General features: G+C 50.8%; 7 protein-coding genes. All 7 read right to left on the reverse strand.

What is annotated here, in order from left to right; translation table 11 throughout:
• Window positions 1-384: 384 nt before the first annotated feature.
• Window positions 385-1,548 (reverse strand): recombinase family protein, encoded by a 1,164-nt coding sequence (locus V6N02_RS14285; protein ID WP_371226348.1) that lies wholly within the window; start codon window positions 1,546-1,548, stop codon window positions 385-387.
• 7 nt (window positions 1,549-1,555) lie between these two features.
• The gene (locus tag V6N02_RS14290) at window positions 1,556-3,406 is read right to left on the reverse strand and encodes an ATP-binding protein (protein WP_371226350.1); all 1,851 of its coding nucleotides are present in this window, start codon (window positions 3,404-3,406) and stop codon (window positions 1,556-1,558) included.
• A complete protein-coding gene (locus V6N02_RS14295; protein ID WP_371226352.1) occupies window positions 3,399-4,439 on the reverse strand; it encodes an SIR2 family protein in 1,041 nt (346 codons plus the stop codon). Before V6N02_RS14295 ends, V6N02_RS14290 begins: the two co-directional genes overlap by 8 nt.
• A gap of 110 nt (window positions 4,440-4,549) precedes the next feature.
• Window positions 4,550-6,094 (reverse strand): recombinase family protein, encoded by a 1,545-nt coding sequence (locus V6N02_RS14300; protein ID WP_371226354.1) that lies wholly within the window; start codon window positions 6,092-6,094, stop codon window positions 4,550-4,552.
• 195 nt (window positions 6,095-6,289) lie between these two features.
• A complete protein-coding gene (locus V6N02_RS14305) occupies window positions 6,290-7,447 on the reverse strand; it encodes a type IV secretory system conjugative DNA transfer family protein (RefSeq protein ID WP_371226356.1) in 1,158 nt (385 codons plus the stop codon).
• Between the two features lie 85 nt (window positions 7,448-7,532).
• Entirely contained in the window at window positions 7,533-14,450 is a 6,918-nt protein-coding gene (locus V6N02_RS14310) for a beta strand repeat-containing protein (protein WP_371226358.1), read from the reverse strand.
• A gap of 18 nt (window positions 14,451-14,468) precedes the next feature.
• Window positions 14,469-15,216: hypothetical protein (locus tag V6N02_RS14315; RefSeq protein WP_371226360.1), on the reverse strand; the 748-nt coding region annotated here is incomplete at its 5' end.

Consider the following 15,216-nt stretch of genomic DNA (forward strand, 5'->3'; position numbering starts at 1 on the left):
GATGTACTCACTTCAATCTGAGTTCTCATGGCTCCATTCCTTCAGGCAAGAAATCCCACCAGCTTTCAATCTGGTACCATCGCGGAACAGCTTTCTTCCGCTTTGGACACCAAACTTTCATTCGCAAGTATCCATTCTTGATCATTTTATCCTCCACTGAAACTGCCCACTTACACTGGACAGTAGTCAGAGGATGACAATCCTTTGATACTAAAGCAAATTAACCCGCATCTGGCAAATCATCGTTTGCTCGCTTGCTGTGCAGTAAATTGAAAAGTGGGTCAGTCAACTTATCATCCTCAGACATAATAGTTCGGTCTCTATCCCGCTCGAGGGCACCTCAAGAAACACCTCTTTTTCGGGGTGCATCACAAAAAATATGACTCAGTAGAGCCGTTGATTAAGCGTCGTTTTCTGTGGCTTTTCTATAACCCCAGAGGAATCGAACTTTTCCCACGGCTCTAGTTGGCCGTATTTTGAAACTTCGTCTCTAGAAATCACACGAAATCGGTGATTTTGCCACAAAACACGATCTTCACGAACACATACCCGACACATGCGACAGCGGTAATATACCCATGTTTTTTGATGTTCCCCGAGAAGACACTTGTCGCAGGTGTTGCAGCGCAATCGTCTTTGATATCGAAAAATGTGACGTCGTCTCCGTTTGGGTTTTCTCGATGCCAGTATCCCTTGCACGCATTCAAATAGCTCGGCAGTGACCAGTGGCTGATGGGCGCCTTGATAGAGCTTGCCACTGATTTTCATTTCCCCTTTGTAGAATGGGTTGCGCAGCATTTTCGAAAGTGCATCCGGTCGAAGCGCATTACCCGATTTGGTTACGAGACCCTGTTTTGAAAGCTCCGTTGCCAACGCATTCAGCCCATACTGTCCGGATACATACAGTCGAAACGCTTGGATAATGAGCGGAGCGATTGCTGGATCAGGAGATTTCACTCTTCCCGAACCTTGGTCGAGATAGCCCCGTGGTGCACCAAACGGGTACAGGCCCTGGCGCAACCGGCCATACATTCCTTTCTTCACTTCTTCACGCAGGTTGCGGATGTAGTCAGCGGCGATGACAGCCTGGATATCTGCAGTCAGCCGACCTCCCCTGCTCCAAAGATCCAGGTTCTCGTGCGCGAAGCGAACATCAATGCCGTGATCGATCGCCTCACCAATTGAGGCCCAGTCGCTGAGATTGCGGGCGCCGCGGTCAATCTTGTGCATAACAAGCCCAGTACGTCCTCTAGAAGATCGCAGGCTTTGCATGACTTGCTTGAACACCGGTCGGCCCGACTTGGCGGCTGTATACTGTTCTTCGTACCAGTCGTAAATCTTCAGATTATGCTTCTTTGCGTAGTGACTAATGGCCCGACGTTGTTCGGTGAGCGATACACCGTGGGCACCTTGCTTTTGCGTTGAAACCCGGGTGTATGCGATGAATTTATTTGTCATATGCCCACATGGTAACGACCCAAAAAAGGCTTGGCGAATATGACTCTTTCCGGATTTTTTGAACTTTTCATGCCCAAGGCTCCTGAGCATTCAAATGCTATTCAATCACGGGGATCGTGACTCCAAATTCTAGAGTGCCACTTTGAGGTTTTTTGTCATCATCGAGTTTATCCACGACTAGCTTTAATGGCATCTGACCCGCCGTTCCGCTGAAAATGCATGTACCTGTAGGGAGTGTAGGGATCGATGCTTCTGATAGTTGATCGATATATGAAACTGCACTTGAGATTGTCGACAAGTCCTTTTGATTGATCAGTCTATGGATAAAGTAATTATGTGCCTGAGAAGTTATTGTTGGAGATATGTCATTGGGTCGTTGACTGGCAATGGTTACAAAAACTCCGAATTTTCGACCCTCCTTAATGATCTCCTCGAAGGTTTCGAGACGATAATCTTTCCAACTTTCAGCCTCTCGGGACGATGAAGTTGAAAGAATATTATGAGCTTCGTCTATGATAATTGAAAGTGAATCCTCCGCAGACCGATCCTTTTGATCCTGATACTCTTTTCTTGAGATCAGAAGTGGGATGGTCTTTTTCATTACAAGATTTACATCGTTGAGGTTGATTACGACAAAGTTCTCGGTCCAGAGTTCGCTCTCTCCAGTAGTATCCAAGACCTTCTCGATATCTCTACGCTTGCTCTTCAATTTATTAATCGCTGGAGCAATATGCTCGTTTTGAGCGCGATTAGACAAGACGTCTGAAATCAGTTGCAAATACATGAAGTGGATCAGGTTTGTGAGAAGGTTCCCGCTAAACTCAAACTGTTCCACGTGTTGGTAAACGAACGTCTCAGGTATTCTATCCGGGTTTTGCTTTAGATAAACTGCCCCTTGCCGGATGAAGTACTCTTGGGCACCGTTGTGCCATTCGAGGTCAGCTGCTAGCTCAATCTGATTGCCTTGGTTGTCGAATTGAGGAAGAACTTCCCGGAGGTAATCAAAAAGCAAATCAACTCTCACCTTGTCAGACATTTGAAGTATCGAGGTAATTCGTTGTCTGAGAAGGTTTCGAAAATGTTCAGCCTGCTCGTTTTGATCAGGCTTCGCGACATGTCGAAAGAGGGAAATTGCTCTACTCAAGAATGGCTTTTGTGTCTTTTCTGTAGCATCGGCCAAAATGGCCAGCAACTCGGCGTCGAGCAAACTCTCTTGTGAAATCGGTAGCTTATCACCTCCTTGCTCTTGTCGGGTTGAAAGATTGAAAACCGTCTTTTTTTCAGTGATGCAGTGCTCACCCGCGTATTCTCCGTTGAAGTCAATCAGTAGAAATTTGCACCGTTCACGAAAGGCAGCGTCATTTCGATTAGACAAAGCATTAATAAACTCACCAAAGATAGCTGCCAGAGTATTGGACTTTCCACTTCCTGTGTTTCCAAAAATTGCAATATGACTGTTAAACAGCCCATCTACTGGAAACTCTATAGCGTAGTCCTCATAGTCAGTTTTTGCGAAGCAGACTGAAATACCGTCCGCAGAAACTAATCTATGGATCTGATGCACCCTATCAGAAGTAATAATTGAAGCCTCATTGCCAATCAGAGGTAGCTCTTTGGTCCCACCTTGAAAGGCACCGCCCTTATCGATGTAGCCCACCAATGCAACTGAAAGAATTCTTCGGTTCCGGTCAAAATCTTCCCATCTTGATGCCGAAGAAGGATCTGCGGAGGCGTCAACTTTCTCCCCCTCTACTTTTCCGATCAAGCTGAGGAAGCCCTTTTTAATTTCTATGTATCCATTTACTGATACGTTCCGCAGAAGCTGCCCCTGGAAGAACAGGTCTGAGAGGTTCTTGTTTTTGTCTACACTCACAAAGACTTTTCGACCGGACACTTCAACGACCTCGCCAATTCGAAGTACTGCATCTCTGTTAAGCTGATTAGTCATATCGCGAATTTGGCACGACACGTTTAAGCAACTCGTTCAAACGGTCAAATTTGATGTTGGCATTGTCCTCTGGGTGGATAATCAATACGTTGTCGTATTTCGCAAACTTATCCTGATAAGAATTTTTTGAGTTATCACTGTAAGCAAGCAAAATCAGCAATAGGGTTGGATTCTTTAGTGCACGCTTGGTGATATCGAGAATATGTTCATCTTCAAAGGAAAAGCCAAACGAGAATAAAACAGTGTTTTCGATCTCCATCGTGTTCGCGTAGATACGCAGTAAATCGTAGTAGATTCGATCGAGTAGCGTTTCGTTAAATTTTTTCTTCGTCGGTAAAATGAGAGAAAACTCTGAGGAGAATTGTTCTATCTTTGCGACGTAATCGTCAGCGGCAGCATCGGGAATGCTCTTGCTTTCAACTTGGTACTCAATTGAATCCGCGTCTGCTTTCCACGACAATGAGCCGTGTAGCTTAATCAAATTGACTACCGGGACGGGAAATTTGTAATTGAAAAGATTACCGGTTTTATAAAGCGCGTCAAAAAAGGTCTCCGGTTCGAAGCTGAACGAGCCTCCCACTGTTGGATTTCTGTTGAAACCATCATTCAGCCTGAGAGTCGGAATGCCAGCCGAAGCATGCTCAACGAATAAGTCGTAGTTAGTAGTGAATATTGATACCTGTTTCGCGAGCAAATCAGTCTTCCGCTCGTCCAGGATACGTACCAGAATTCTTAGGAAGTCTTGATAATTTCCTATGGTTTCGACTGTGCTCGGATTTGGAGCACCACCAAACAATTCATTGGTTACTGACTGTATTTCAACCAAGAAGTCATTTCGGGTCTTGGTGAATAGCGCTTCGTCATCATCATCCAAGCACTCATTTAGAGTCTTTTCTATGTCACCAGCAACAGAAATTGCTGGCTGCGAAGCGCCAGATCCGATGAGGAAGTTAATATTTCCGGACTGAAGAGCCCTCTCGAGAGTTTTCTCAATCTTTTCAATATCATCTGTTAGAACTAAAGTTTCAGCCATATTTATCAAATTTGCCTTTTGAGGCATGCTACCACATCAAAACAAGTCGACAAGTCATCCAGCTCTACGCAACGGCAATTCAAAATGAGATTTGACTAGCAGGCAGTGCATCAGTTCGAGCGATAGTCATCAGATTTGCTTGCTGCATTAAGTAGCTCAAACAAAGGCTGGATGAGCTGCAAATCGTCCTCGGCGATATCGTGAGTGGTTCGGTCTCTATGTCGCTTTTGTGCACCACCTAGGAGGGCTGGATCAATTTCCACCCTCGCGACCCAAGAATATGGCTCAAACGCTGGCTTGATGCCGGACACAGTGCGGTTCGGCCACACGTTTTCGATAATCATGCGTTTTTCAGCCCGATTAGCCTTTTCATAAAGCAAAACAAGGCTTTTTCGCAGTTCGGCCAGTTGTTCTTGGTGCTCGGTTAAAGCATCAGGATCAGGATCAGGTAGTTTCAGAACCTCCTCACGCAGTCCAGCCAAGCGCACATAGATCTTCCCTTGCTTTCGTTCGAAAGCGCCTCGGTCGAGAACCCCATCAAGCAACAAGTCTTCCAACCGATCCAGACGGCGCTGGTCGTCTTTAATTTGCAAATCCAGCGCAACCCGCTGTTCCTCCAGCCGCAAAATCGTTTCTGGCATGCCTGCGTTCTCGGCTTGTGCCGCCGCCTTTGCACTCAGCTCCAGTCGCTTCAGTTCCTGTCTTATCGCATGATCCAGCAGTTCTTCTCGGATGGTTTTGGTTGCGCAGTCACGCTGCTTGCAACGATAGTACACGTGGCCTTTTTGCTTTTCCGGGACCATCGGTTTGTCACACAGGCCACAGCGAAAGATACCCTGAAACAGGTGGTTGTGTCTGGTTGATTTGGGGCCTGATCTCTCACTTCGAATGGCTTGCACTTGTTTCCAGGTCGCCACCGGGACGATTGGTTTGTGAACGCCTTCATACGTCTTACCCGAGCTCTTGATGTGCATGAGGCCGATGTAGAAGGGATTTTGTAGGATATTGCCCAAGCCACAAAGCGTAAGCTTGCCGCCACGCGTATTCCGCAGGCCGCGTCGGTGTAGCTCATCAAGCAAGGCATCGTATGAATACTGACGGGTGGCATAGAGCTCAAACGCCAGCTTGATGAGAGGCGCAGTCTTAGGGCAAGGTATCTTGGGCTTGCCGCCGCCCTGATTAAGATATCCCGGCGGCGCTCCCCAAGGAAACAGCCCCTGCTTCAGCCGCCCGTTCATTCCTTTGATGCATTCTTCGCGCAGGTTGCGAATGTAGTCAGCGGCGATGACGGCCTGGATGTCTGCGGTGAGGCGACCACCGCGTGAATTGAAGTCGAGGCTTTCAGTAGCGACGTAGACACTCACCCCAGCATCAGGCAGCTCGCTGAACATCGCCCAATCCCGCAGGTTGCGGGCGGAGCGGTCAATTTTGTGAATGATGACGCCCTTGGCTTTCCCTTGCTTCAACTGCTTGAGCATGCTGTTAAAGACCGGGCGGCCACTCTTGGCGGCAGTTTCCTTCTCTTCAAACCACTGAGTGACAGCGAGGTCGTTCCGACTCGCAAAGACCGTGATGGCGTCTTTTTGTGCTTCGAGTGATACACCCTCGCCTTGCTTCTGGGTGGATACTCGAATGTATCCAAAGCACGGTTTCATAGGTCGGTTTCAGGGTTCTCGGACTCTATCACATCCTCAGATTTTGGCGAATCCGGCCACGGCCATTTCCCTTCCGCCACCAGGCGCTCAAAGACCCGTTGGCAGATTTCGAGATGTCGTTGGATGCGTTCGTCTTCAGTCATTCCACCATCGTAACTCTGTGGTCTGAATTGCCTAGCAGGCACCATATGACCCTCAGTGATGCGGTGGATGCATGGTGGCGGAGAATGGCTTCAGCCGCTTCCCCTGGTGCATCAGCCAAACCGCTACCTGATAGTTCGGTAGGTTCTGCAGATCCCGCGCCGAAAACGGCGCCAGCAGCCGTTCAAAAAGCGGCGCGTCGCTCGCCCCCAGGCGAAACAGGACCATGGTGCCGATGTTGCCGAGAACGGCCTCTCGCACCTCCGTATCCGTCTGCGACAGGTGTTGGTGCGCCAGAATGAGGCCGAGGCCGTATTTGCGGGCCTCGGAAAGCAGCCCGGCAAAGGATTTGGTGGTCAGGTTGTGGAACTCATCGACATAGAGAAAGAACGGCCTGCGGGCGGACTCAGACAGGCTATGGCGCGTGAAGGCCGCCTGCATGATGCTGGATGTGATCAAGCCCCCCAAGATGTTTGAGATATCCGCCCCCAAACGCCCTTTGGCGAGGTTCACGATTAGAACCTGCCCCTCATCCATCACAGACCTAAAGCGCAGCGGTTGCTCTGGCTCGCAAAGCGCTGTTCGCACGGATGGGTGCGCCAGAAACGCTCCAATCTTGTTCGCCACCGGAGACACGCCGTCAGAGCTGGTCTGGTAATTCATCGCCGGGTATTCATGGTTCCAGAAGAAGCGCACCTGGGGATCGGTCAGGTTTTCCGTCACCTGACGTCGAAAGCCTTTGTAGATGAACAGCTTCATCAGGTCGCGCAGATCGCTCTCTGGTTGCTCCAAGAGCGCCAGAACGCCGTAGCGCAGTAGATGCTCCATACGCGCCCCCCAGGCATCCGGCCACTGCTTCTTCAGCGTCTCAATCAGACCAGAGGCGATCAAGGGGCGGTAGCGCTCTGACACCCGCTTGAGAGGGTTGTATCCAAGTGGGCATGTAGGGTCAGCCACGTCCCAATACACATGCGGCACCGAAAGGCTTTGATGCAGCGTTTCTGCCAGATCACCATGTGGGTCGATCAGGCAAAAGCCACGCCCCTGCTCAGCGTCTTGTCGCGCGAGATTGAGGAGCAATGTCGATTTCCCAGCACCTGTTTGCCCGATAGCATAAAAATGCATGAGGCGATCACGCTGGGTTATCCCAAATGATGATGCTTCGCTATAGCGACGATATGCGCTGCCAATGATCGAAATGCCGGATTGCATTCTGACCATAGTGACCTTTGGCACGTCCAGCGGTCTAGCAGGCACGATATCATTCAGTCGACTAACTTAAAGCCCAGCAGAGCAATCAGAACGTCACGAGCACGTCGTCGATCAATATCGCAGCGCCATTGTCTGTTTCGATGCTGATGGCATAGATGTCATCCAGGGCAGCTGAATTATCGTTCCCCAACGCGTCTTCAAACGCCGGATCGTTGAAATCAATCTCAAGCGGAGGGTTACTGGAGTCGACATTGAACACAAACTCATCGGCTTCTGCATAGTGCAGGAAATACTCGCTATCGCCCGAAGATCCTTCGGCCAGGCCGCCCTCAACAACGTCGATGATGTAGGTCGTTACTGTGATCGTCGTTACACCGTCTGCCAATACGCTCAGCGAGATGCCGTCGAGATCGAAACTTGCTCCAACCCCGTCCGGAAGCTCGGTCGGTAAGGTTGGCGGCGTTCCGGATGGCGCATCGGTCAGGTAGAGTCCTTGGTCATTGAAATCAAAGGTCGCACCGGCACCGAAAACACCAAAGATCTCATCAATCTCAGTCGTTGTCACGGGTAGGCGCGTGCTGGGATCAATCACCGGTTCGCCCGTGACCTGGTCAAGAACCGGCACGTCAATCGTGGTGGTGTTACCCACCAACAGGTTCGAACCACCTGTCGTTGTTTGACCGGCGCTGTAGTTGATCACTCCGTCGCGACCATGCCCGGCGGTCACCTCATCTGTTTCGATCACGATGGCACTTCCAGAGAATGACAGGCCTGCATAGCTGTCATCTGAGAGGTCAATCTGATAGCCAGCAGGGTCGGCGAACGACTCGAAATCAAGAGCAATTTGCTGCGGCCCAGGATCAACAGCAGGATCAACGAAATTGAGGGTCACCTGACCTGTGGTTGTGTCAGTCCCGTCCGTCACCGAATAGGTTAACGTTCCAACGACGCTTTCACCGTCTGCGAGCCCGAGATCCGCAAACGAAATGGTCACAGTTCCATTGGTGCTATTGAACGTATAGGGCACGGTGATCGGCGTGCCCGTGGTCTCGTCAAAGCCAATACGTAAATCGCCCGGCACGATGGTCAGAGGATCGCCGTCTGGGTCTGATATCAGCGCTGTAAGGTCGATGGTCAAAGACGTCGTTGCCGGGTCATCAACGATGACATCAGCCGGTATGGCATTGCCCTGGTCGTCGGTGCCAGCGGGATAACCGGGCACGCCAAGAACATTCAACGCTTCTGGTGGGGTATTGCCAACAGTAGGCGTGTGACCCGTAAGCGTCAGGGTGATCGTCTCACTATCGCTCGCGCCATGCTCATCTTCGACCGTATAAGTGAGGGTGATGGTTTCGACCTCGCCATCCTCCAGTCCGAAAAACACGGGGTCGATGAACAACTCGCCGCCTTCTCCCGTAACGACCCCTTCGGAGAACGGTACATCTGTTGTACCGCCAAAGAAGTCCGTCGTGAGGGAGGTGATCGTCAGGGTATCATCAACATCTGCATCCGTTACAATGCCGGACAGATCTATGGAAATCGAACCGTCCACCTCATTGGCGGCGATACTCAGCGGGTCTGCCACTGGTGCCGCATTGGGTTCGACATAGTCCTGAACCAACAAGTTTTCGATTCCCCATTTCCAGGAGGAGTCCTTGTTCTCGAATGTGACGATGTTGTTGCCGTGCAAAAGCTCGTCGGCTTCAAAGACGATGGAATGAGGCGTCAATGCCTCATCCTGACCTACGGATAAATGGGAATGGAACTCGCCATTCAAATAGATTGAGATTTCATCAGCGAAATCGATATCGAAACCCGTCAGGCTTAGTTCCATCGCGGAGCCGTCGGCGACAAATCCAACCTCAAGCTTGCCATCCGCATCGGTGAGGCCATTCCAGTTGTTGCCGTATTGCCCCGAGGAAGCCACACCTGTCTGGAGCACCTCGGAAACATCATTCCAATGTATGTCGACGAAATTGTCGATTGTGAAATCTGTGAGGCCCCACGTCCAGGAAGGATTTGTGTTCTCGAAAGTAACTATATTTTGGCCAAAGAGCAGAGCATCTGAGCCAATATAGATAACGTAATCTGTGAGGCCGTTGTTCGGCCCCAGGTCGAGATAGGAATGGAACTCATCGTTGATATAGATCGCGATCTCATCGGTGAAGTCGATATCGTAACCAGTCAGTTTCAGTTCCATCGGGGAACCATCACTGGTGAACCCGATATCAACTTTTCCATCGGCATCTGTGAGACCATTCCAGCTGTTGCCGAACTGCGATGTGTTTTCAACACCCGTTTGCAAGACCGTCGACGTATTGCTCCAGTTTGTATTAACAAATTCAGCGGCGACAAACTGACGAATTTCGGTCTCGGTCATGACGTCGCCATCTGAAAACTCGATCATCTCCAAGGTGGTGCCGGGGGCCGCAAAGAAGTCTTGGACTGTAATGGTTCCGCCATCCGGAAACGAGATGACTAAGTCGTCGCCGGAAACATCTTTCGCCAGCGTGATACGCCCAGACGGTACATCGGTGAGCATGAGCCGGTCAGTGCCGCCGCCTGTAGTTTCCGTAATCAGATCGTGGCCATCACCCAGTGCGTACACGTAGTGATCATTTCCTGCGCCGCCACGGAGTGTATCATTTCCCGTCCCGCCAATCAGTTCGTATTCACCGGGGCCTTGGCTAGTGATTCTATCATCGCCTTCGCCGCCATCCATCAGCACATTGTCGCCAGCGGTGTAGAGCGTATCATTGCCGCCGTGGCCGAAGATGGTGTCGCTTCCTATGCCGCCACCCAAGTTGTTCGCACCATCATCGCCGATAATGAGATCGTCACCCTCCGTGCCCCAAACATTCTCGATGCTGATCAGTTGTTCTGGCGGAAACAGATCATGCCAGCTTAGAATACCGGCCTGTAGGTTGATGACTGCTCCGGGGTAACCTTCATAGCTAAAGTACCAATAAAGATTGAGAAAATCCGTCCCTTCTCCGCCATCGTACATGTTTTGGCCAGCACTGCCATAAAAGGTGTCGTTGCCAGCCCCCCCGAAATACTCATCATTCCCATCATTCCCCCAGAACTCATCGTCTCCGCTTCCTCCGATCAATGTATCGTCACCAAGACCCCCGCTTAGGGAGTCATCACCAGCATTGCCATAGATCAGATCATCGCCTTCAAAGCCGTCAATGTCATCGTCACCATTGCCGCCAATTGCGAGATCATCACCTTCGGAGAGCACGAGGTCGTCATTGCCGTCTCCACCGATAACGACATCGTCTCCGCTTCCTGCGTTGATCGTGTCATGGCCGTCTCCGCCGGTGAGGACATCATCCCCAGTCGTGCCATTGATTAAGTCATTTCCCGTGGAACCGCTGGTTTGCTGCGCAGACACATGTTGCCATGCAGCAAGGGACACATCTGATAAGATCACCGCATCATCGGAACCAAACAGGATGTAGGTATCGCCATCGATTTCGTCGAACGTGACGCCAGTTGGCGGATCGTTTGGATCGACATAGACCCCATCGATGACAACAACAGATCTGGCGATATCGAAGTTTGCCACACGGGTGGCGGCTGCGTTGTCTGGGTCGCTCTCGACCAGAACCAGATTGTTTTCGATATGTACCTGATCTGTGCCGCTGGCCACGCCATCGAAAACAATCGTAGCTGTTGCCGTTTTTTCCACACCGGAAGAATCCGTTGCGGTGTATGTCAGAACCTGAACAGCGGTTTCACCCTCATTCAGCGCCGCGTAGGCCCCTTCCTGGTCGAATTCGATCTGGCCGTTTGTCAGAACTGTGATCAGCGCACCACTCGCCAACCTGATGGTGTCTCCCGGTGACACCGCAACCCCATTGATGTGCGTAAGACCGATTGGATCACCACCGAACTCAAGATCATTCGCCAACAGGTCAATCGTAACGGTTTGACCCTCATCTGCCCTCAGGTTGTCATCAATAACCTCAAACTCAGTTTGCAACGGGCCTGCGATCGTTCCGTAAGAGACGGTCTGATCGGTAAACGCGATGTTCTCGACATCGTCATAGATGATGACCGTGCCGGTCTCCATGCCATGGGTAAAGTCCGGATGGGTGTCGTCGATCACAACTCTCACCCCGCCATCGACATATTCATATGTCACGGCAGTGCTCACCACGTTCAGTTGGGCAGTGTCAATTCCCGCACCACCAAAGATGACGTCATTGCCATCGTTGCCAATGAGCGTATCGTCGCCACCGCCGCCAAGGATCGTATCATCACCTTTGCTGCCATCAAGAACGTTGGCACCATCATCGCCCCGGATGAGGTCGTCGCCCCAACCGGTTGTCACATTTTCGATATTCACCAACGTCGTGAAATCATCCGTGCCGCCGAAATCGGCCCGCCCGGCGGCGAGATCAACAACCAGACCGCCATCATGGTAAAACTCGGCCGTATCAGTTCCCACACCGCCATCAAGCAGATCACTGCCGGGGCTGAGAATTTCGGTGATGTTCACGACGTTACCATCACTGATCAGCAGATCGTCGCCCGCGCCGCCCAGCAGCGTATCATCGCCACTACCGGCCTGGAGCGTGTCATTCCCTTCGCCACCATCAAGAAGATCGTTTCCGGTAAGGCCGGTCAAGCGATCATCACCCGCCTCTCCATAAAGCGTATCGCCTTCACCATACCTGCCGCCGCCCAGTGTGTCTGACCCGGCACCACCATGAATAACATTGGCAAACTCATCGCCAATCAGGAGGTCATCAAAGGCTGATCCGACCAGATTTTCGATTGAAACCAACTCGTCCCCAACCGCTTCGCCGGATCGGAAGCCGGTGTCAAAAAGACGGAGCCCAACGCCCGACGTTGCCCCCGCATAGCTTGCGGTATCGATGCCCGTACCGCCGTTCATATAGTCGGCGCCTTCGCCACCGGAAAGTACGTCTGAACCGCTGCCGCCGAACAACGTGTCGTTGCCCTCATACCCGTTCATCTCATTCGCCGCGGTGGTGCCGTATAGTTCGTTGTCCGTGCCCTCACCATCAATCGTGTCTTCGGGGACCGAGCGTTCCTCATCCAATGCGCCAAGCGCATCGAAAGCCGTATCGCTCACCGGGCTGTTGGTTATGCTTCCGCCAGAAACCAGAACGCTGTTGAGATCGAGCAAGCCATCGTCGAACATCAGATCGAATGGGTTGTGTACAAACGCAGTAGGCTGGATGCTCCCGGTGCCGCTCAACACTTCTGTGTACGAGCCGGTAACATTTTCAACTGTAATACTCGCTCCGGTCGCATTGACGATGATCTCAAGCGTACCAACGGTTTGGAAAACTCCGATTTCCATAGAGCTTGAATCAAACCACCAACCAATCAACGGGTCATAATTGAAGTAATGAGTGTTTACTAAAGTCGGGTCGCCATACTGATAGTTGACAGTAATGTCCGAACTGTTGATCCCTTCAAACACAACCGTGTCAACGCCGTCTGGTCCACCGGCAATCAAGTCATGGCCAAAATCGCCCGAGAGAACGATGGTCAGATCGTCCGTGGCAACATCTGACAGCTGGGTCTGTTCCGAGGTCAGATAGAGGTCGTTCCCTGCACCGCCGTTAAAAACATCCACCCCGCCGGAATGCACCAGAACATCAGCCCCGGCTCCGCCGTTGAGCGTGTCATTCCCCGTGCCGTCATAGGCGATCAGTTCAAAGTCTGCAGGTTGTCCGTCTTCCGGCAGATTAACCGCATTATCGAAGAGAAGGTCGGCTCCATCGCCCCCCTCGATTTCATCACTGCCTAAGCCGCCAAATAGACTGTCATGGCCCAAGCCGCCATCGATAACATCGTTGCCAGCTCCGCCGTCGATAGTGTTTCCGGTGTCGCTCCCGGTGATGTTGTCGACGTGATCTGTTCCAATCACGTTATCGAAGTTTGAAATGCTCAGAGTGTCGCTGCCAAGTGTGATAGCACCAGGGTCATCGTTCACGCCCTGAAGGTTAACCGTAATCCCACCGTCAAGCCCCAATCCATCTAGAAGGTCACCTTTTTCTAAACTGCCTCCTGCGTCGATGACGTTGAGATTAAACATCTCGGGGTCGAACAGCACCTCATCATAGTGCTTCGTGGATAGAATTAAGTTTTCGAAGTTGGTGAATGTATCCGTCCATTCGGTTGCCCCAATTTCAGTCGCTTGAAATACTGCTGCTGCGTCATTTGTGGCAGCAGTCAACAGGTTAATTGTTACTCCAGTGTCAATACCTTGATATGATAACGTATCTGAATCTGCGCTATTGTCTGCGTTTTCTCCGCCATCAAGGTAATCACTACCCAGCCCAGCGTACGCGAAATCATCTCCGCCCTGACCGTAGTAAAAATCATCAGAATTTGTGCCAATCATCCCATCATTGAAGTCTTCGCGGCCCAAAAGCACGAGCCCTTGGTCACCCAAAGCGGAATTGGCAATTATCCATTCTTCAGACCCGCTGCCTAACAATGTACCGTAAGAATTTCCGAAGTAGTTCACACCGGCATATTGGCTGCCGAAGTGTCCAAAGTCACTTCTCTCAACTAACTCGCGGACATCTACTCCAACAGTGTTGAGTACGGTTAAAATAGTAGAGTTCGAGTTTGCAATAGGGCCGCCATCTACATTTGTCCCTGGCGCACCCGCGATGTCGTATTGGTATGCGCCATCGAGTCCCACAGCAAAGCTGCTAAGCGAATTCCACGCTCCCACTCCTCCCGGTATCAAATCTGTAATATCGATAGAGAAGCGTTCGTTTTGTGGCGTGCCTCTATCATATGCGTCTTGTGATGTGGCAAGGGAACCGATCTCAATATCTAGTTTGGTTCCGCCCTCTATTGGAACTCCGCCACGAATAACTTCAGGAGTGTCAGTTGGGTTTGAATCATCCCGAAGAACAAGATACAGGTGCCCATGATTGGTACCTACGCTGACACCCAAAATCTCAGTGAAAACCTCTTTTGCTTCTAAATATATTCTTGGTGCCATGTTAAGGTCTTTCCATTTTCAAAAAGATGCGAGGCAGCCGTCGCCTTTTTTTTCTAAGGTAGGCCAAGAACTCTTCAGCCAATTGACTCCGCCAAATGAAATTTCATCAAAAGTCACTTCTTCGCCGGACGATGGTATGGTAAGAAATACGCTTACTAGATAGTTTGGCTTACGCCCCTCGAGTGATGATTTAAGCGTCCATTTTTCTGAAAACCGATACCTTATGAACCTGAGCTTGGTTCCACCGGCTATTGAGCCTTTAATGTACTTGAGTTCAGCGCTTTCCGCGAATTTCCCAAGCGCGAAGATAAAAGTTCGAGCATCAGTTTGATAGCGGTAGTTGGATTCTGTCGGTTTCCCGCCAAGCTGTATCGCGAGGTCTTTCAAATGGCTGGATAGTTCATCTGCAAAAAAGTTGACGTTTTCCTTCCGAACCCAGTATACGATGTGGTCTTCTACAAATCCGTCAACACTCGCACCCATCTCCTGAATCCGTTCAGGAGAATAGTTGTATAAAGACGACTCTCTTCCCTGATGTCGTTCGTTTGCAAGCGCGAGTGCCCGCTCCGGATCGGCCATCAAATCATCGTAGGTGCTATCGCTACTATAGGTGAGACCATCCGCACGTATCTTGTCAATTGCGGCACGAAAGCTCTGGCCCTGCTCGGTCGCTATAGTAATGATACGCTCTGCTTCCTTGTCGGACATTCCGTCAGGGCGGCAATCGCCAGCCGACAAAGGTGAGGCAACAATAAGAAGCAAAACC

The sequence above is a fragment of the Roseovarius conchicola genome (genome assembly GCF_041403425.1).
GTDB lineage: Bacteria > Pseudomonadota > Alphaproteobacteria > Rhodobacterales > Rhodobacteraceae > Roseovarius > Roseovarius conchicola.

Excerpts from the sequence above, each read along its gene's own strand:
- V6N02_RS14285 (WP_371226348.1), bottom strand. The coding sequence starts at position 1,548 with ATGCTCAGGAGCCTTGGGCATGAAAAGTTCAAAAAATCCGGAAAGAGT.
- V6N02_RS14290 (WP_371226350.1), bottom strand. The coding sequence starts at position 3,406 with ATGACTAATCAGCTTAACAGAGATGCAGTACTTCGAATTGGCGAGGTC.
- V6N02_RS14295 (WP_371226352.1), bottom strand. The coding sequence starts at position 4,439 with ATGGCTGAAACTTTAGTTCTAACAGATGATATTGAAAAGATTGAGAAA.
- V6N02_RS14300 (WP_371226354.1), bottom strand. The coding sequence starts at position 6,094 with ATGAAACCGTGCTTTGGATACATTCGAGTATCCACCCAGAAGCAAGGC.
- V6N02_RS14305 (WP_371226356.1), bottom strand. The coding sequence starts at position 7,447 with ATGCAATCCGGCATTTCGATCATTGGCAGCGCATATCGTCGCTATAGC.
- V6N02_RS14310 (WP_371226358.1), bottom strand. The coding sequence starts at position 14,450 with ATGGCACCAAGAATATATTTAGAAGCAAAAGAGGTTTTCACTGAGATT.